Annotated in this window: 20 protein-coding genes; 16 read left to right on the top strand and 4 right to left on the bottom strand. The window is 31.8% G+C overall.

Translation table 11 applies throughout. The annotated features are described in order from the left end of the window. Nucleotides 1-7: 7 nt before the first annotated feature. The 3 genes from ACZIYX_RS11210 to ACZIYX_RS11220 all read right to left on the bottom strand — a co-directional run bounded on the left by ACZIYX_RS11210 (nt 8) and on the right by ACZIYX_RS11220 (nt 5033). Nucleotides 8-2521, bottom strand: a complete 2514-nt coding sequence (locus ACZIYX_RS11210) for a M14 family zinc carboxypeptidase (protein WP_462682329.1) — start codon at nt 2519-2521, stop codon at nt 8-10. 282 nt (nt 2522-2803) lie between these two features. Beyond that, complete coding sequence (locus ACZIYX_RS11215) at nt 2804-3196, bottom strand: PUR family DNA/RNA-binding protein (RefSeq protein WP_462682330.1); 393 nt, start codon at nt 3194-3196, stop codon at nt 2804-2806. 79 nt (nt 3197-3275) lie between these two features. Beyond that, complete coding sequence (locus ACZIYX_RS11220) at nt 3276-5033, bottom strand: ABC transporter ATP-binding protein (protein ID WP_462682331.1); 1758 nt, start codon at nt 5031-5033, stop codon at nt 3276-3278. Between the two features lie 137 nt (nt 5034-5170). Between ACZIYX_RS11220 and ACZIYX_RS11225 the strand changes: the two genes are divergently transcribed. From ACZIYX_RS11225 to yajC, 4 genes are all read left to right on the top strand, one after another. Further along, complete coding sequence (locus tag ACZIYX_RS11225; protein ID WP_462682332.1) at nt 5171-6271, top strand: Glu/Leu/Phe/Val family dehydrogenase; 1101 nt, start codon at nt 5171-5173, stop codon at nt 6269-6271. A gap of 213 nt (nt 6272-6484) precedes the next feature. Next, entirely contained in the window at nt 6485-7429 is a 945-nt protein-coding gene (gene nusB / locus ACZIYX_RS11230) for a transcription antitermination factor NusB (protein WP_462682333.1), read from the top strand. Nucleotides 7430-7481: 52 nt separating this feature from the next. Next, a complete protein-coding gene (locus ACZIYX_RS11235) occupies nt 7482-7961 on the top strand; it encodes a DUF1573 domain-containing protein (RefSeq protein WP_462682334.1) in 480 nt (159 codons plus the stop codon). 4 nt (nt 7962-7965) lie between these two features. Beyond that, a complete protein-coding gene (gene yajC / locus ACZIYX_RS11240) occupies nt 7966-8262 on the top strand; it encodes a preprotein translocase subunit YajC (RefSeq protein WP_462682335.1) in 297 nt (98 codons plus the stop codon). A gap of 62 nt (nt 8263-8324) precedes the next feature. Here yajC and pepT read toward each other — a convergent pair whose 3' ends face one another. Continuing rightward, nucleotides 8325-9563 (bottom strand): peptidase T, encoded by a 1239-nt coding sequence (pepT, locus tag ACZIYX_RS11245; protein ID WP_462682336.1) that lies wholly within the window; start codon nt 9561-9563, stop codon nt 8325-8327. Between the two features lie 94 nt (nt 9564-9657). Here pepT and ACZIYX_RS11250 point away from each other — a divergent pair, with 94 nt between their 5' ends. The 12 genes from ACZIYX_RS11250 (at nt 9658) to ACZIYX_RS11305 (ending at nt 20100) form a co-directional block, all read left to right on the top strand. Further along, nucleotides 9658-10713, top strand: a complete 1056-nt coding sequence (locus tag ACZIYX_RS11250) for a quinone-dependent dihydroorotate dehydrogenase (protein ID WP_462682337.1) — start codon at nt 9658-9660, stop codon at nt 10711-10713. Nucleotides 10714-10726: 13 nt separating this feature from the next. Continuing rightward, entirely contained in the window at nt 10727-11353 is a 627-nt protein-coding gene (locus tag ACZIYX_RS11255; protein ID WP_462682338.1) for a LysE family translocator, read from the top strand. 49 nt (nt 11354-11402) lie between these two features. Then, nucleotides 11403-12269: a hydroxymethylglutaryl-CoA lyase gene (locus ACZIYX_RS11260; RefSeq protein ID WP_462682339.1), complete on the top strand. Its 867-nt coding sequence runs from the start codon at nt 11403-11405 to the stop codon at nt 12267-12269. Nucleotides 12270-12424: 155 nt separating this feature from the next. Beyond that, on the top strand, nt 12425-13603 hold the full coding sequence (locus ACZIYX_RS11265; protein WP_462682340.1) for a porin: 1179 nt from the start codon (nt 12425-12427) through the stop codon (nt 13601-13603). Nucleotides 13604-13724: 121 nt separating this feature from the next. After that, nucleotides 13725-14261, top strand: a complete 537-nt coding sequence (locus tag ACZIYX_RS11270; protein WP_462682341.1) for an FMN-binding protein — start codon at nt 13725-13727, stop codon at nt 14259-14261. Then, a complete protein-coding gene (locus tag ACZIYX_RS11275; RefSeq protein ID WP_462682342.1) occupies nt 14261-14761 on the top strand; it encodes a hypothetical protein in 501 nt (166 codons plus the stop codon). Before ACZIYX_RS11270 ends, ACZIYX_RS11275 begins: the two co-directional genes overlap by 1 nt. A gap of 431 nt (nt 14762-15192) precedes the next feature. After that, entirely contained in the window at nt 15193-15696 is a 504-nt protein-coding gene (locus tag ACZIYX_RS11280) for a ferritin (RefSeq protein WP_462682343.1), read from the top strand. A gap of 572 nt (nt 15697-16268) precedes the next feature. Continuing rightward, the gene (locus ACZIYX_RS11285) at nt 16269-16898 is read left to right on the top strand and encodes a hypothetical protein (RefSeq protein WP_462682344.1); all 630 of its coding nucleotides are present in this window, start codon (nt 16269-16271) and stop codon (nt 16896-16898) included. A gap of 242 nt (nt 16899-17140) precedes the next feature. Then, nucleotides 17141-17581 carry a thioredoxin family protein gene (locus ACZIYX_RS11290; protein ID WP_462682345.1) on the top strand — a complete coding sequence of 147 codons (441 nt, stop codon included), beginning with the start codon at nt 17141-17143 and terminating at the stop codon, nt 17579-17581. A gap of 4 nt (nt 17582-17585) precedes the next feature. Beyond that, entirely contained in the window at nt 17586-18563 is a 978-nt protein-coding gene (locus tag ACZIYX_RS11295) for an FAD:protein FMN transferase (protein WP_462682346.1), read from the top strand. A 26-nt stretch (nt 18564-18589) separates the two neighbouring features. Beyond that, nucleotides 18590-18802 carry a DUF4266 domain-containing protein gene (locus ACZIYX_RS11300; protein ID WP_462682347.1) on the top strand — a complete coding sequence of 71 codons (213 nt, stop codon included), beginning with the start codon at nt 18590-18592 and terminating at the stop codon, nt 18800-18802. Nucleotides 18803-18852: 50 nt separating this feature from the next. Next, complete coding sequence (locus tag ACZIYX_RS11305; protein WP_462682348.1) at nt 18853-20100, top strand: DUF3570 domain-containing protein; 1248 nt, start codon at nt 18853-18855, stop codon at nt 20098-20100. Nucleotides 20101-20329: the final 229 nt, after the last annotated feature.

The raw sequence follows: 20329 nt of genomic DNA on the forward strand, positions 1-20329 counted from the left end.
ACTCTGATTACATTTCGTCACTAAAGAAAATAGCATTCATTAATAATTTATTGGTACCATACCAGAAGCCCCTAAAATTAGTGTTATCTGTAAATAAAATAACTTTTCCTTTTCCAAGTTGATTACATTTAAAAGGAACAGTACCGGGTAATGAATCCAGATTTTTTTTACTTATATACCCGCTAAGCAAAGGGTTTTTGGTGTACTGTATAGGATTGTTGTAGCTTTGTTTATCTGGTTTAATGAATAGGGTTGTGTTTCTAAACAAGGCAATTTTGTCCTTTTTATAGCCAAAATTGATAGGGTGGGATCGATCTGTTTTGGCTTCAAAAATTGCTCCGCCAATTACCTGTGCTCCAAAAAAATCTTGTTTTTGCTCAAAAGAAATATTTTTTGCGTCATTCTCTGGAGTGGCAAATTCAATTTTCATAAAATCTTTGTCTTTAAAAAACTTAGCGGTATTTCTATAGCCAATTAAAGTACCTCCGTTAAGAACCCATTTTTTTAATTTTTCTACATTTTGATTGTTGATACTTTCTTTCCAACTGTTTGGTAGTATAATATGAGTGTATACAGATAATTCAGTTCGTGTTAAATTATCGGTAGTTAGTTTGGTGATAGGAATATCATAACGTTGATCCATTAGATGCCAAATTTCTCCGGAGTCATAAGATGTAATACCATTGCCTGTAAACAGGCCAATTTTTGGGATGGATAAAGGTCTGAATTTATCACTGCCTAAATCGATACCCTTGGTAAGCCCGGTAGAAACATTGGCGATATCTATATGATTATCTAGTCCTGTTTTTTGTAAAAAAGCATGTAACTCGTCTTTGTCTAATTTTTGGTTTTGTACAGGTATTAAAATAGTTCCATAATCATAATCTTTGTTTTCTAAGGAAAAAGGTTTGGTGCCAACTTTTGCGCGTATTCCTTTACTAAGAATTTGGTATAATGCTCTGGGAGTATAATATTCATGCCATTCTAATAGATATGCATAATCACTTTTAGTTACAGGAGCTATTTTTCTATGTGCAAGATCTAATATTTCATCGCCAATATGAGCATAAGATGCATTGTCTGTATAATCCAAATTAAAAGCCAAAGGAAAAGTCCATGCAGAAATATCATAAAATAAGCTGTCCTGAAATGAGGTTCTTTTTTCAAATATAGCTTTAAGCAGTCTCTTTTGTCTTTGGTTTTTAGGAACCATATAGCTGTGCCCTTTTTTGAAATACGTATTTTGAATTATTACATCTTGTTTAACTTCATACAATTGTACCTGATGCTTTTTGAGTATTTCTGCCAGATGGAACGAAGAAGCTCCATCTTTTTCATTTCCAAAAATATAAGCATCTTTTGCATCTTCCTTTCTTGCATTGTTATAAAAATCGCGTTTGTATTCTAATAATTCTTTGCGCATGGATTTTGCAGCTTCGAGTGTAGAGAGAGCTGCGGTAAATTGATTTTTTATAGTAAAAGGAAAAGTTAATACTCCATTATCTGTTTGTTGGGCATGCCCACGGGAGCTGCCTTGTTCAAATAAAATACCAATTCCTCCATTTATGTCGGGAAAAGTAGATCCTTTGCCATAATAAAAGTCATCAAAATTTTCTTCGGTATAGTATAAGGAGCCAATGTTATCTAATGCTTTGGTATGGTAATTTGCTATTTTTTTTGTTAATTCCTGATTTAATTTAGGAGTTAGGGGGTGTGTTCTGGATTGTATTCCGGGCTGAAAAAAGAAAGTGCTATTAGATCCCATTTCATGATGATCTGTAAGGATGTTAGGATACCACTTATGAAAAGTAGCAATACGGGCTTGTGATTCTGGTAATTGTACAGGTAGCCAATCTCGATTCATGTCAAACCAATAATGGTTTGTTCTTCCTCCTGGCCATATCTCGCTATATTCTCGATCTTGCGGATCTGTACTCATGTTTTTACTTTTGTTAGTATTTGCCCAATATGCAAAACGTTGTAAACCGTCGGGATTAAGAGAAGGATCCAATAAAATAACAACATCATTTAAAAGATTCTCTATTTCTTGCCCTTGTGCAGCTGCCAGATAATAGGCTGCGATAAGCGAAGCATTTGATCCGCTGGGCTCATTGCCATGAATAGAAAACCCTTGATATATAATTGCAGGTAAGCCATCTGTGCTTATTTGATTGGAGCCGCTTTTGGTAAGTTCTACATGTTTTTTTTGTATATCCTTCAGGATGTTATGGTTTTTTTCAGAGGTAATAGTAAGTAGTAATAAAGGTCTGTCTTCAAAAGTTTTTCCTCTGTCTTCAATGGTAATTCTGGGAGAAGCTGCAGCAAGAGCTTGCATGTAGCTTACTAATTTGTCGTGTGTAACATGCCATTTTCCGGGAATATATCCTAATATACTTTGAGGCGTTGGGATTTGAGGGTTATAGGTAGTGTTTTTTGGGAGATAATATTCTAAAGATAAGCTGTCTTGAGAAAAAGAAACGGTACTTAAGGATACAAAAAGAAGAGTAAAAATATATTTCATATATTCAAAAAATTTATGCTTGTTATTATTAAAAGATAATCTATAGAGGATACCAGGAAATGTTTTTTGACTATTTAGGTTTGTTTTAGAAAATAGTGAGATTGTATATAAGCAAAAATACCTTTGTAAAAAGAGGGCTTGTATTATATTTTCTAAAACAGGACAACTATTTCATTTCTTTTATAGGTTTCATTCAGGTTATTTTTTAGATGTGAATATAAAAAAAACCGCCTCAGATATTGAGGCGGTTTACATAACTTTAACTTAAGTTTTGTTGTTTGTCTAGATATCATCAAAATTTACATCTGTAAAACTTTCTGTAGAGGCGATAACTTCTTCGGTGTTATCATCTTCCATCTCATCTTTTTCGTATGATTTTTGAAAATCTTTTTGATGCCTTTCGCTGATTACTTCTTCTCCTTTTTCGTCAACAATAAAATCAGTCATTTCATTTAAGATTTCTGTAAACCCGGCAAAATCTTCTTTATACAGATAGATTTTGTGTTTCTTATAGTGAAAAGATCCATCATCATTGGTGAATTTTTTACTTTCTGTTACTGTTAAATAGTAATCTCCTGCTTTTGTAGCTCTTACGTCAAAGAAATAAGTTCTTCTTCCTGCTCGTAAAACTTTTGAGAAAATTTCTTCTTTATCCATCATTTCATTATCACTCATAATCTGTATTTATTAATTAATTAATATTGTTATGATGGTTTCAAAAATCCAAAAAAAATGTTAATCGCACAAAAAAAACTTATATTTCTTTTTCGCTAAGTTGTTTTAAATAAAGTTCTTTATAGTAACCATTGATGCTTATTAGTTGATTATGAGTACCTTGCTGTATCATTTTACCGTCTTCTAGTACGATAATTTTATTTGCATTTTTGGCTGTAGATACCCTGTGAGTTACTATAAAAGTCGTCTTATTTTTAGAAATCTTATGAAGATTATTAAGTATTTCTTCTTCTGTTTCGGTATCTACCGCAGATAAGCAATCATCAAAAAGAAGTATAGACGGGTTTTTGATTATAGCTCGGGCAATAGAAACCCGTTGTTTTTGACCTCCCGAAAGAGTAATTCCGCGTTCTCCCAAAACAGTTTTGTATCCTTTGTTAAAATTTATTATGTTATTATGTACTACTGCATTTTTTGCTGCTTGATGGATCTCCTTTTCTGTAGCATTTTCTTTGCCAAATTTTATGTTGTTTTCTATAGTGTCACTAAACAAAAAAGCATCCTGAGGAACATAACCAATACTATTTCTTAAATCGTTTAAGTTAAGATTTTTTATTGGTGTCCCGTCAATACGTATTTCTCCGGATGATACATCATAAAGCCTTCCTGTCAAATCCAGTATGGTAGATTTGCCAGAGCCGGTTTTTCCAATAATACCTATAGTTTCTCCATTTTTAATATCAAAACTTATATTTCTCAAAGCTGTGATATTAGTGTCGTCATAAGTAAAAGAAACATTATCAAAAGATATATCCCCTTTTACAGGTGTTTTTTGGGTTACAGTATTAGTGATTTCAGGCTTTTGACTAAGAAACTCGTTGATTCTTACTTGGGATGCTTCTGCTTGTTGTATAATTGAGCTAACCCATCCTACAGTTGCAACAGGCCAGGTTAACATGTTTACAAATATGATAAATTCTACAATGATGCCTAAATCTTGTATGGTACCATCAATAAATTGTTTTCCGCCAATATATATAACCATTATGTTGCTAAATCCAATAAGTAAAACCATAAGAGGAAAAAACAAAGCTTGTACTTTGGCTAAATCCAAATTTTTTTGTTTGCCGTCATTGGATAATTTGGTGAAATTTTCTTGCGTTTGAGGTTCAATACTATAAGCTTTTATAACTGTAATGCCACTAAAAGATTCTTGCGTAAATGTGGTCAATTTTGACAGAAATTCTTGAACAACGGTGCTGCGTTTGTGAATAGCAACGCTTAATTTGTATATAGATACAGATAATATTGGCAAAGGAGCCAAGGTGTACAGAGTTAGTTCGGGAGCTATGCTAACCATATAGCCTATTACTACAATAAACAGAGTAATGGTATTTACACTATACATAATTGCGGGGCCAATATACATTCTAACTTTAGAAACATCTTCGCTAATACGATTCATTAAATCTCCTGTTCTGTTTTTTTTGTAAAAATTCAGGGATAACTTTTCATAATGCTCAAATATTTCATTTTTTAAATCAAACTCAATAAATCTGGAAACTACAATAAAAGTTTGGCGCATTAAAAAGGTGAATAATGCCGAAACAACCAAAGCACCAATGATTAATGAAATATTAATAATGAGACCTGTTTTTACTTGAGCAATATCCGTAATTTCTTTATTGATATATTGTTCTACCACATCTACAGAATCGCCGACTAATGTAGGAACCATTGTGGCAAAAACTCTTGCAATAATAGTAATGAGCAAACCTATAATTAATCTGTATTTATATTTAAGAAAATACTTGTTTAAATGTTGCAATGCAGGCATAAAAAATGATATTTGGAAACGAATTGATTAATGTATTCGTATGATTTAATACTTTTAAATTTGAAATTGATAAAAATATGCTATTTTAGCGTCCTGATTTTGAATATAATATAATTTCATTGTAAAATTTTTATAACATGATAACTGAAGTAATTACTGCAAATCAACTAAAAAAAGAAGCCCCAGTGTTTGGTCAACTATCGTTTGATAATCACGAACAAGTTGTTTTTTGTCAGGACAAAGATACAGGATTGAAAGCAATAATTGGTGTGCACAACACAATTTTAGGACCAGCTTTGGGAGGTACAAGAATGTATGATTATGCTACAGAATGGGATGCTCTTAACGATGTGTTAAGATTGTCAAGAGGAATGACTTATAAAGCTGCTATTACAGGCTTAAATCTTGGAGGAGGAAAAGCAGTTATCATTGGAGATCCCAAAAAGTTGAAAACCCCGGAGCTAATGAGGCGTTTTGGAAAGTTTGTGGACACACTGGGAGGTAAGTATTATACAGCAGAAGATGTAGGGATGGAAACATCTGATATGGATACAGTAAGAGAGGTTACTCCTTATGTAACAGGGATATCAGAATCCAAAGGAGGAGCAGGAAACCCTTCGCCAGTTACTGCATACGGAGTGTATATGGGGATGAAAGCAGCTACAAAGTTTACATACGGGGATGAAACACTAAATGGAAAGCGAATTATAGTTCAGGGTATAGGCCATGTAGGAGAAGAATTGGTGCGTTTAGTTTCAGAAGAAGGAGCCAAGGTTATAATTAGCGATATCAATGAAGAAAGATTAGAAGAAGTAAGCAAAAAATATGGTGTAGATATTTACAGAGGTAATAATTTGTATGAAGAAACAGCAGATATTTATGCCCCTTGTGCATTAGGAGCAACTATTAATGATGATACTGTTAATAAATTGAACGTAAAAATAATAGCAGGAGCTGCAAATAATCAATTAGCTAATGAAAATGTTCATGGCTTAATACTACAAGAAAGGGGAATAGTATATGCACCTGACTTTTTGATTAATGCAGGAGGGATTATAAATGTATATGCAGAAATAGAAGGGTATGGCAGAGATCAAATTATGGCTAAAACTGAAAATATATTTGATACAACTTTGGATATATTAAACAGAGCAAAGGAAGCTAATATTACTACAAACAAAGCTGCAAATGCTATAGCCGAAGATAGGATTGCGACTCGAAAAAAAGAAAACAAATAATAGATATTAAAAGAGCTTAAGATTTTCTTTTTATATCAAATAATGATCCCTGTTTTTCTGTACAGTATTGTTGCTTTATGTTTTTTAAGAGCAATTAGCTGTAAAAAAAAGAATTTTAAGATAGGTAGATTAAAAATAATAGTATTTTTGCGGGACAAAAGTCAATAGTGGCTTTTGTCCCTATTTTAAATATAAAGTTCTTTGTAATTTTCTATGTTAACCAGAAGACATATTAGAGTAAAAGTAATGCAGTCTCTTTATTCAATAGAGCAGACGCAAAGTGACAACCTTGTAAAAGAAGAGAAGTTTCTTCTTTTCAGTATTGATCAGATGTATGAATTATTTCTTATAAATCTTCAGCTTCTGGTAGAAATTAGAAAACATGCAGCCGATCTTTTGGCTATCAGCAAAAAGAAATATTTACCAACTTCCGAAGAAAAAAACCCTAACACCAAATTTGTGAACAATCAAGTGTTGTTGTTGTTAGAAAAAAATATTCTCTTAAAAGAGGAGATGGAGAAAAAAAGGCTTAATTGTTGGGAGCTAGACGGGGAGTACGTAGCAATATTATGGAAAGAAATTAAAGAAAGCGAACAGTATAAATCTTATATGAGCACCAAGCTTAGCACGTTTAGGGAAGATAAAGATTTTATAGTAGAAATCTTTAAAGAAATTATTGCCCCTAACGATAAATTATATGAATATATTGAAGATAAAAAATTAACATGGGTGGATGATTTGCCATTGGTAAATACTTCGATCATTAAAATGTTTCGTAAATTAAAAGAATCTCATACCGAAAATATGTCCTTGCCAAAATTGTACAAGGATATAGAAGATAAAAAATTTGCGGTAGATATTTTTAAGAAAACAACACTTAATGGAGCAGAGTTTACAAAAGAAATAGATGGCAGAACCCCAAATTGGGATCAGGATCGTATAGCAGAACTGGATAAAGCTATTATAAAAATGGCTATTTGTGAGTTCGTAAAGTTTCCTTCGATACCGGTAAAAGTAACAATTAACGAATATTTAGAAATTGCAAAAGAATATAGTACTCCTAAAAGTAGTATTTTTATCAACGGAATTTTAGATAAAATTTCTAAAGAGTATAAAGAAAGCGGCAAATTAAACAAAGTAGGCCGCGGACTTATGTAATATAAGAAAAAATAGTATTTTTAACCCTCAACAATAATTAAAAACTCAAGTAATGAAAAAAGGAATCTTAATTTTGGCTGGAGTTTTTGCTATGACATTTGTGTCTTGCAAAGATAAAGCAGCAGAAAAAGTTAAAGAAGAAAATGTAGAAATAGCAGCAGATCGTGATGCAAAGAATGCAGATTATCCTGTTATGACTTTTACAGAAGTAGAACACGATTTTGGGACTATTAACGAAGGAGATGTGGTAGAGCATAAATTTGCTTTTACTAATACAGGTAAAGCTCCATTAGTAATTGTAAGCGCAAAAGGTAGTTGTGGATGTACTGTGCCAGAATGGCCAAAAGAACCAATAGCTCCGGGTGCAACAGGAGAGATGTTAGTGAAATTTAACTCTAACGGAAAACCAAATCAGCAAACTAAGCAAGTTACTATAACTGCAAATACTGAAGCCGGGCAAGAAATTCTTAAAATTAAAGCTATGGTAACTCCAAAAGCTCAACCAGTAAGTGGAACACCAGTAAGCGAATAATTTTATGGATCAAATTCAACAGTTTCTACCTTTTGTATTAATATTTGTGGTAATGTATTTTTTTATGATACGGCCACAAATGCAAAAAGCAAAAAAGGAGAAAAAATTTGCTGAAGAGCTTAAAAAAGGAGATAAAGTAGTAACAAAAAGTGGTCTCCATGGAAAAGTTTTCGATTTCAGCGAAAAAAATAATGCTGTTATTATCGAAACAGGATCAGGAAAGTTAACGTATGATAAATCTGCAATTTCATTGGAGATGAGTCAAAAACTTAACCAACCTCCTGCGACAGAAAAGAAGTAATAACTAGCCTACTTTTAAAAGCGCTATAAAACAAAATCGGTTTTATAGCGCTTTTTTACACTCTATTTTTTGTTGGCCGTTAACTCGGCAATCTTAACGATTACTTCTGTAGCTTTAATTATGCTTTCTACAGGAACATACTCATATCTGCCATGAAAATTATGACCGCCAGCAAAAATATTAGGACATGGCAGTCCCATAAAGCTTAATTGAGAACCATCTGTTCCGCCACGAATTGGTTTTATAATAGGGGTAATACCAAGGGATTTCATAGCTTCTTCAGCAATATCCACAATATGCATTACTGGTTCTACCTTTTCTCGCATATTATAATATTGATCTTTAATCTCTATTTGTACAACTTCTTTTCCATGTTGAACATTGATTTCTGCGCCTAATTTATTCATTACTTCCTTTCGTGCTTCAAAATGCTTTTTGTCATGGTCCCTGATAATATAGTGTAGTTGGGTTTCTTCTACATTCCCTTTTATATTGTGTAGATGAAAAAAACCTTCTCTGCCACTAGTATGTTCAGGTGTTTCCATTCTGGGTAAAGAGTTGATAAAGTCTTGTGCGATGTACATACTATTAATCATTTTTCCTTTGGCATAGCCTGGGTGTACAATTTTACCCTTTATAGTTACAACAGCTCCTGCAGCATTAAAGTTTTCATATTCCAGCTCCCCAATTTGGCTGCCATCCATAGTATATGCCCAGTCTGCACCAAATTTTTTGACATCAAATTTATGAGCCCCACGACCGATTTCTTCGTCTGGGGTAAATCCAATACGAATCTTGCCATGTTTAATCTCCGGGTGCTGTACCAGATATTCCATAGCGGTTACTATCTCAGTAATTCCTGCTTTATCATCTGCACCAAGTAATGTGGTCCCGTCTGTGGTGATAAGGGTTTGTCCTTTATATTGTTTTAAATCCTCAAAATAATCGGGTGATAGTATAATGTTTTGAGAAGCATTTAATACAATGTCTTTACCATCATAATTTTCTATAATCTGAGGTTTTACATTTGCACCTGTAAAATCCGGACTAGTGTCAAAATGAGATATAAAACCTATAGTAGGTACTATATGATCTACATTAGATGGCAGTGTAGCCATAATATATGCATGCTCATCTATACTTACATCTTCTAAGCCTATATCTGTTAATTCTTGCGCTAGTTTATTAGCAAGATCCCATTGTTTTTTTGTACTGGGGGTTGTAGTGCTTTCCGGATCACTTTCTGTGTCGATAGTAACGTAACTAATAAATCTATTTGTGATATGTTTTTTTGAAATCATGATACTGAAATATTTTATATATCTGAAGAATTCAAAAATACACTTTTATTAGAACCTTGTATACCTTATTTTTGCATAATCAAATACCTATTTAATGTATAAACTTTTAGTAAGGCCTTTATTATTCTTATTTGATCCAGAGAGCGTACATCATTTTACCTTTAAAATGATTCGTTTTTTTTCAAAAATCCCCTTAGTTCCATCCATTTTTAGAAGTTTATATCAAATTGAAGATCTTGGTTTAGAAAGAGAAGTCTTTGGGTTGAAATTTAAAAATCCGGTAGGATTAGCTGCGGGATTTGATAAAGATGCAAAATTATTTAAGGAACTCTATAATTTTGGATTTGGTTTTATAGAAATAGGAACATTAACACCAAAGGCACAAATAGGGAATCCTAAAAAGAGATTATTTAGACTTAAGTCAGATTCTGCAATAATTAACAGAATGGGATTTAATAATGAAGGTGTTAAAGATGCAGTTAAGCGATTAAAGAAGAATAAAAATGTGTTAATAGGGGGGAATATAGGTAAGAATACAGATACTTCTCCAGAAAATTATACCAGAGATTATTTAGAGTGTTTTAATGCGTTACACCCGTATGTTGATTATTTTGTTTTAAATGTAAGTTGTCCAAACGTAGCAAGCCATGCAAAATTAAATGATAAAGAGTATTTAAACGAATTAATACTTACTGTGCAAAAAGCAAACAAAACATTTCAAAAACAAAAACCTGTTGTTTTAAAAATAGCTCCGGATTTGAATCAAAATCAATTGGATGAAATAATAGAATTAGTTGCAGAAACAAATTTAGATGGAGTTATTGCAAGCAATACTTCTGTTTCCAGAGATGGTTTGCGTATGCCAAAAGATAAATTAGATGCTATCGGTAATGGTGGGCTTAGCGGACAACCGATAAAAGATAAAAGTACAGAAGTTATTCGGTATCTATCCAAAAAGAGCGAAAATGCTTTTCCTATTATTGGAGTAGGAGGAATACATAGTGCAAAAGATGCCTTAGAAAAATTAAATGCAGGAGCAAGTCTGGTACAGATATATACAGGGTTTATTTATGAAGGGCCTAAATTAATCAAGGATATTAATAAAGCACTACTTTGTAACACAAACCTTCAAGATTTACAAAAGACTTGAAGGTTTAAGAGGTATGAACTACGAAATTCTTTATACGTTTGTTATTGCTATTTCTGTTTTAGCTATAACTCCTGGTCCCGATAATATTTTTGTGTTAATGCAAAGTGTTGTTAATGGTAAAAAATATGGATTAGCCGTAGTAGCAGGCTTAATGACAGGGTGTTTGGTTCATACTACACTAGTAGCTTTTGGGATGTCTGCTATAATAAAGCAAAGCGAATTGTTGTTTTTTGTTATAAAACTGTTTGGAGCGCTATATCTGTTTTTTCTTGCTTATAAGGTATTTAAAAGTGAAGCTTCGGTAAATTTGTCTGAAGACAATTTGCCAAAAAAAAGTTTCGGGCAATTATTTAAACAAGGGTTTGTTATGAATGTTTTAAACCCTAAAGTATCTATATTTTTTCTGGCATTTTTCCCGGGATTTTTGTTTAGCAATACTATAAGTAATGTATTGCAATTTTATATACTTGGGTTTCTTTTTATTATAGTTTCGTTTATAATATTTGGATCAATAGCAATTCTTTCAGGATCTATTTCAGACTATTTAAAAAAGAATTCAAAGGTAGGAGTTGTTTTAAAATGGCTTCAGATTATTGTCTTTATCGGAATTGGAGTTTTTGTGCTTTTTTCTGAAAAATAGTTATATTTTTATACACACAATTGAATATTTCTTAGTTTAGAATTCTAAAATGGCTGAAAACGTAAAAATTATTGAATGTCCCCGAGATGCTATGCAGGGCATAAAAGAATTTATTCCTACACAGAAAAAAGTTCAATATATTCAATCACTGCTACGTTGTGGTTTTGATACTATAGATTTTGGTAGTTTTGTATCTCCAAAAGCAATACCTCAAATGATAGATACGGCAGAGGTTTTGTCGCAATTAGATCTTTCAAATACAAAAAGTAAGTTGTTGGCTATTATAGCTAATGTAAGAGGAGCAAGAGATGCAGTACAATATGATGCAATCGATTATCTGGGATATCCTTTTTCAATTTCTGAAAACTTTCAGATGCGGAACACACATAAAACCATTGCAGAATCTGTAGCAAGTTTACAAGAAATATTGAATATTGCAGATGCAGCAAATAAAGAAGTAGTAGCTTATCTTTCTATGGGGTTTGGTAACCCTTATGGAGATCCTTGGGATGTAGAAATAGTAGGCGAGTGGACAGAAAAGCTTAGTAAAATGGGAGTGAAGATTCTTTCTCTTTCAGATACTGTAGGTACTTCAACACCAGAAATTATAAGTTATCTATTCTCTAATTTGATATCCTCGTATTCTGAAATAGAATTTGGAGCACATTTACATACTACACCAACTACATGGTTTGAAAAAGTAGATTCTGCATATAAAGCAGGCTGCAGGAGGTTTGATGGAGCAATTCAAGGATTTGGAGGCTGCCCGATGGCAAAAGATGAATTAACCGGAAATATGCCAACAGAGCGAATGATATCGTATTTCACTTCGGTAAATGCAGATACAGATATAAGAACACTTAGTTTTGAGTCCTCACATAATGAAGCAACCAAAATATTTTCAGTATACCATTAAGGTTTTGGTGTTGATAATTAATGCTTTAATAAGCTCTTTTGCTTTTAAAATAACATTAATTTAGATTTATTACAAATAATTTTTGCCATATTCAATTTGATGAATATATTTGCATTCAAAAATTGAATAATTATTTATAATAAGTCTAAATAAAAATGAAAAATAAATTATCCCTATTGTTTTTGGCTATTAGTTTTGTTGGTTTTTCACAAACTATGCAAGATTCTATTCAGTTAGATCCTCAAAAACAAATTAATGCCGCACAACGTATTCTTTCTGGAAATTATGGAAAAGCAGTAACTGTTGGAGCTTATGGCGAAGTTCTTTATAATCAACCAGAAGGAGATAACGGAGAGTTGGATGTACAACGTTTGGTTTTGCTTTTTGGATATAAGTTTAATGACCAGGTACAGTTTGTGACTGAGGTTGAATTTGAGCATGTAGAAGAGGTTTTTATAGAACAAGCATTTGTGAACTATAATGTAGGTAATAATATTAATCTTAGAGGAGGATTAATGTTGGTTCCCATGGGGATTATCAACGAATTTCATGAACCAACGACTTTTAATGGTACAGAGCGCCCTGCTGTAGATAACTCTATAATACCAACAACCTGGAGAGAGATAGGTATTGGTGTTAACGGTAAATTTAATGATATTTCATTAGGATATCAAGCGTATGTTTTTAACGGATTTAAGTCTACACAGTCTGATGGAGAAAATGGTATAAAAGGATTTTTGGGAGGTGCCAATGGATTACGCGGTGGTCGTCAAAAAGCAATACAATCCACAGTAGATAGCCCTACGTTTTCTGCAAAATTAGATTATTACGGATTACCAGGTCTTCGTTTAGGATTATCCGGATACTTTGGTAAAACACAAGCTCAAGACGATGTAGAAGAATTGGATGGGGCAAATGTTGGTATTTCTATGGTTGGTTTTGATGCCAGATATGCTTACGAAAGATTTACTGCAAGAGGACAATTTATCTATGCTTCCCTTTCAGATACCAAAGAGTATAATGCATTAACAGATCAAAACTTAGGTAGCGCACTAATGGGGTGGTATGCAGAAGGAGCATTTAATTTATTGCCAGTAGAAAATAAACAAAAACTATTTGCATTTGCACGTTATGAGCAATATGATACTCATGCAGATACAGAAGGAGGTTTAGAACGAAATGATGCGTATAACAGAACCGATATAACTACTGGTTTAAGTTATCATATAGCTCCGGGAGTAGTGTTAAAAGGAGATTACCAATTTAGAGATAATGCTCTGTCTGGAGACAGTGTAAAAGATAGATTAAACTTCGGTATAGGAGTTTGGTTCTAATATTTAATAATTGAAAAGTGTTTACCTCATAGGCTTGTCAAAGCCTGTGAGGTTTTATTGCTTTATAAATTTGGTTCGTTTTTTGTTTTATAGATAGTGAGTTTTTAAATACTTTTGCAATATGAAAATTAATACATATATTACTGTTTTAATAGTAGTAGCTTTTACTTTAACCTCATTTACAGATCACTCTAAGAAAATTGAGAAAAAAATAGCTAAAGAAATTACAGCTCATTTTGAAACAGAAGAATTTTCTACGGCAGTTATAAAAATTTCTGAAACAGATAATAATACTGTAAAATCAGAATTTTTAAAAGATAATCTTTTAAAAATTAGTAGCCCAAATGGGATTTTAGGGTATGCATACATTGGTAATGCCCCAAGTAAGACTGCAACTTTTGATTATTTGGTGATTTTTGATCCTGATTTTGTAATCGTAAAATCAAAAGTTTTAATCTATCGAGAAGAATATGGAGGAGAAATAGGAAGTAAAAGATGGTTAAAGCAGTTTATTGGGAAATCTATGCAAGATGAAGTTCGTTTTCCTGGGGATATCGATGCTATTTCTGGGGCTACGATTTCTGTTCGATCTATGACCAATGCAATAGATAACCTATTAAAAAGTATAAAAATATTGCGTTCAAATAAATCTATCTAATGCAATTACACGGTTTAATACATACTTTTCCAAAAGAAATAAAGGTTTTTATAGCAGCTTTTGTCGTAGTTCTAAGCGTAGGGTACTATACAGGATTGCTATTTGTAGGAGAAACCTCTACAACCAGGCCAGATGGTATTGAAGAAAATTATTTGGGTAACGAAGAAGATGAAAATGCCGAAGTAATGAAATTTAAAAAAGGAAAAAGAGAAATGCTTACCATTATCCATACCCATATTTTATCTATGTCCTTCATCTTTTTTTTGCTGGGTAGCTTATTATCCATAACCTCTATAAATAAAAAAATAAAATTTTTTTTAATGATAGAGCCTTTTTTATCCGTTCTTTTGACCTTTGGGGGGATTTATTTTTTATGGTTGCAAGTTAGTTGGATGAAATATGTGGTAATGTTATCCGGGGTATTAATGACAGCCAGTTTTACTTTTGGTTCTTTGTTAGTGTTATTTCAATTATTTAAAAAGAAAGGCTCTGGTTTATAATAAGGTTGATTAACTTTATCAAAACTCAGTACATTCCATTCTCAGCCCTTCCCAAAAGGGAGGGAACTAAAAACCCTTATAAGTAAATCTTTTAAAGTCAATTTGATATGTGTTTTTAACTACCAGCCCTTTTATGAATTTGGGACAAAAGGTATTAAAAGATTTTTTTTGATGAACCCAAAATAACTTTATTATCTTCATTATAGTAGTTTTATTTAAGAACTGTATGAGTATGATTTTAGAGCTTTGTTTGGTATTAGAGTCAGTTTTACTACTGGATATAAAAACACCTGTATAAATTTTTGAGGAATTTTACCAATTATTATAAAGTAGTCTTAGTTTAAATTAAACAATTGGCGGTATCTGCTTTCTAAAACGTAATAAATTATTGTATTTTAGATTTTAGTTTAAAAAAAGATAATATCAAAAAAATGATACAAGAAATAGAAAAATTATTAAATGATCAGATAAGATACGAAGCAAAAGCTTCAGTTCAATACCTTTCTATGGCAAGTTGGGCAGATACCAGAGGATATAATGGGGTGGCAAACTTTTTTTACACACAGTCTGAAGAGGAACGGGTGCACATGATTAAATTAGTTAAGTTTATTAATGAAAGAAGTGGTGTTGCCATTATTCCGGAAATTGATAAACCAAGAGATGACTTCGAATCTTTGACCGAGCTTTTTGAAACATTTTTAAGAAGTGAAGAATTTGTAACTTCAAAGATTAACAATATTATATACGAGTGTTTGCAGCGTCAGGATTATAATGTACATAACTTTATGCAATGGTATGTTTCAGAACAGTTAGAAGAAGAAGCAATAGCACGTACATTACTGGATAAATTACGAATTATTGGAGATGATAAATCTGGTCACTATTTGTTTGATCGGGACATAAATACTTTTCAAACAGCAGGGCAGGCAAAATAATTGTTGATAAGCTATCAAAGATTAAAAAAAGATTCTTTTACTGTAAATATTTTTATTATTTTTGTTCTTTATTTAGATTTAATAAAAATTAATAAAAGTGCAAAATACAGATATTCCATCCTTATATTCTCCTTGTTCAGCTCTTGATTGTGAAATTGCATGCGGTGGGAAAAAGAAAAAGTGCTGTAAAAAATATAAAAAGAAAGGAAAATCTAACTGTAAAAGATGTCCTAAGTTATAACTACCACAATCTGTTTTTTTAATGTAAACAAAGAATAGCTGTTTTTTTAAACAGCTATTCTTTGTTTGTGTATATCTAGTGTAAAGCTTTGATATTAATGTTTTTGGGCTATAATTATTATTTAGATGTTGTAATTCTTTATAAATTTTGTGCACTAATTAACAAATCTAGGATAAGAGATATATTTATACTTGAGTAAAATAGAGTATGTTGTAATAAACAGGAAATAGGACTTAATACACAAAAAGGGTATTTATATTTGCCCTCTAAAAATAAAAGGAGTACAACAATTTTCTTTTTTTAGATTTGTGGATTCATAAAAAACAATAGAATGAAATTATTTACTATAAGATTAGCTGTAATCTTATTTACGTTCCCTATAACAATTGTAGGTCAGCACATCAAAATTGATAAAAAAAAGCTTTCTTTTTTAAAAGAAGAAAAAACGTTAAATGTTATATTCGATTATAGCGATCTTATTAGGGGCGGAAATTTTATTAGTGAGGAAGAATACCTTAAAAAACAAAAAGAAAAAATTTCTGCTAGAAAAAATAATTATGAAGAGTGGTTTATGGCTTATGAACATTCTAAAAATAAAACTTGGAAAGAAATATATGTCTCCATTTTAAATGAGAACTTATCAAAATATATAGCTCCAAAATTTGTAATAAATTCTGAAACAAACTATACTATGAAAGTAAATGTCCTTTGGATATACTCAGGATATGATATTGGTATAGCTCGTTCGCCTTCTAAAATTAAACTAAGGTTAGAGTTGATAGATAATGCAACAAAAAGAATTGTTGAGATCATTGATGTAAAGGAATCACATGGCTATAATAAAGATTTTGATAATGATAGTGAATGGCCTTATTTAAAGCTTATTCAAAATGCTTTTAGGAGTTCTGCATTTAAACTGGCGATAACCTTAAAAAGAGTATTTGATAAAAAAAGAAATTAGATTTGATAAGCTTAATTAAGGAACAATATTTTGATTAACCCTTTGTAGATAACAATTGAGTAATTATTATTTAGATTTATTAGATATTGTAATTCTTTATAAATTTTGTGTACTCATTAACAAATAAGATAAGAGATATAAGATATATTTATACTTGTGCAAAATAGAGTGTGCTATATAACTGGAAATAAGATTTAAGTTATAAGAGGTGTTTACACAGCCTTCAAAAAGAAGAAGAACAGATGAAAAAGATTATTTTAATATTGATGTTAGCATTTTGGTGTACAAACTACATGAATGCTCAGGAATGGGGTCTTGATTTTGACGAAGCCCAAAAGATAGCCAAAGACGAAGATAAACATATAATTTTGGTATTTGCAGGATCAGATTGGTGTGCGCCTTGTATTAAATTAGAGAAACAAATATTAGAAACGGAAGAGTTTAAAGAATCTGTAAAAAATGATTACGTACTCATTAAGGCTGATTTTCCGAGAAAAAAGAAAAATCAATTGCCAGAAAGTTTACAAAATCAGAACAAAAAATTGGCAGAGAAGTATAACAAAAGCGGAGGTTTTCCTTTAGTCGTTGTTTTGGATAAAAACGGAAAAAAAATGGGAGAAACAGGATATAAAAATATATCCCCAAATTCCTATCTGGATATTCTGAATAAAATGATAAAGTAATATTTTGAAAACATTTTTTGTATTTTCATTTTTATTGGTCATAAACTATAGTTTCTCGCAACAAATATATAAACGAACTCTAAAGTTAATGGGTAGTCGTTTTGATATTACAGTAGTAGCAAACGATAGTACAGGGGCTCAACAATATATAAATACAGCAGTCAAAGAAATCCAGCGTATAGAAAACTTAATATCTTCCTGGAATAAAGACTCTCAAACCTCTTTAATCAATAATAATGCAGGTATCGCCCCGGTAAAAGTCGATAAAGAGCTTTTTGATTTGATATTTAGGGCAATACAAATATCCAAATTAACAGATGGAGCTTTTGATATTAGCTATGCATCAATGGATAAAATATGGAAATTTGATGGTAGTATGATAAAAATGCCTTCAGATCAAGAAATTAAGGCATCCGTAGCAAAAGTAGGATACCCTAATATTATTTTGGATAAAGATAAATCTACAGTGTTTCTGAAGCTAAAAGGAATGAAAATAGGTTTTGGGGCAATTGGTAAAGGGTATGCGGCAGATAAAGCCAAAGATCTTTTGATAACCAATGGGGTTATAGCAGGAATTATTAATGCTTCGGGAGATATGAATACCTGGGGTAAACAACCAGATGGAAGCGATTGGAAAGTAGCTATTACCAATCCCTTAAACAAAAATAATGCATTTGCATTACTTCCTGTAGTAAATAAGGCTGTGGTAACTTCTGGGAACTATGAAAAATATGTTATTTTTAATAATAAAAGGTACTCTCATATTATTGACCCAAGAACAGGACACCCATCTACAGGGATTGTTAGTGTAAGTGTTTTTGCCCCAAAAGCAGAATTGGCAGATGCTTTAGCTACTTCTATATTTGTAATGGGGGTAGAAACGGGATTAAACAGGATAAATCAATTGCCGGGTATAGAATGTATAATTGTGGACGAAAATGGAAAAATATATACATCAGATCATATTAAAATAGATAATTAAAAAAAGTTTTATAAAAACGATGTTTTATGAATAAAGTAATATTAATATTTTCGGCAATACTATTTTCTTTGCAATCATGCGTTGTAGTAAAAGAATATGAAAAAGTACAAATCAATGACCCGGATATGGAACTTGCCTTAAAAAAGTGCGATCGTTTTGAGTCTAATTTTCAGGCATACAGGGAATCTGCGGCAGGAGCAAACGGAGGTAAAACAGGTGGCGGTTGTGGCTGTAACTAATCATGATCCGATATCTGATATATATATATGAATTTTGATAAAAAAATATTTTGAAAAAGTTTCCATTATTAATCGTGTTATTTTCTGTGTTTTTTATAAAAGCTCAGGAAAAACAACAAAGCGATGCTGTCATCTATAAAAAAAGAGTATTAGAATCTACAGAAGTGGATTTTTTAATGAGTTATTATACACAAGATGGAGATAATGCAGCAGTTACAGGAGGTATTGGTACAGAAGAGCTAACCGATCTTACCCCTACTATCGTGGTTTCGATTCCTTTAAATGATGATGATGTGTTAAGTATAGATGCAGGTGTGTCTGCGTATTCATCGGCATCTTCAAGTAATGTAAATCCTTTTGATGGTAATGCACCGGCAAATCCGTTTGTAGCATCCTCGGGAGCATCTGAAAGCGATGTCCTGGTAACTGTATCAGGAAACTACAGCCACAGTAGTGATGATCGGGATAAAATATGGTCTGCTAATTTTGCAGTAGCTAGCGAGTACGACTATTTTTCTTTAGGACTTGGAGGAAGTTATACAAGGCTTTTTAATGAAAAAAACACAGAACTAAGTGTAAAAGCAAATGTGTTTTTGGATACATGGAAAACAATTTATCCGTCAGAACTAAGAGACCAACCAACATTTACTCCTTTTAAGGATAAATCAAGAAACTCTTATTCGGCAGGGTTTGGTTTTTCACAAATTTTATCTAAAAAACTACAAGGATCCATCTCTTTAGATTTCATACAACAACAAGGTCTTTTGTCTACCCCGTTTCAAAGAGTACAATTTGCAGATGTTGCAGATGTTGTTATTCAGGAATTTACGTATGCAGATGATATAGAAAGATTGCCGGATACCAGATTTAAAATAGCAGCAGGAGGGAGGTTGCATTATTATATTAATGAAATACTTACAGTACGTACATTTTACAGGTATTATACAGACGATTGGGGTATAAAATCCCATACAACAAGCATAGAAATACCTGTCAAGATAACAGATAAATTTACCATATATCCTTCGTATCGGTTTTATACGCAAACAGCAGCAGATTATTTTGCGCCATTTAATCAACACCTTTCTACCCAGCAATTTTATACATCAGATTATGATTTATCAGATTTTGAAGCCAATCAATACGGTTTTGGAGTTAGTTATACCGATATTTTCGCAAAACTACATATTTGGAAACTGGGTTTAAAGAGTATTGATTTTAGATTTAGACAATACAGCAGAAACTCAGGACTTAAAGCAAGCCTTTTTTCCGGAGGATTTGGTTTTGTGCTGGATTAGCTTTTTCCTTTATAAATCTTTTATGCCATTTCATATTAATTTAGCCCTTATAACAATAATAAATTGCTTACTTATTTTGTTAAACTGTATAAATTAGATAATACAGGAATCCAAATATCATTATAATCATATTGATAAAGCGATAATCTTTTTTGTTTGATGCGGTAAGGAGCTTTTAATACCATTTTAACTTTGAAATAGTGCGTATAGAAATTGAATTTATTTTTTA

The sequence above is a fragment of the Aquimarina sp. genome, assembly GCF_977115655.1.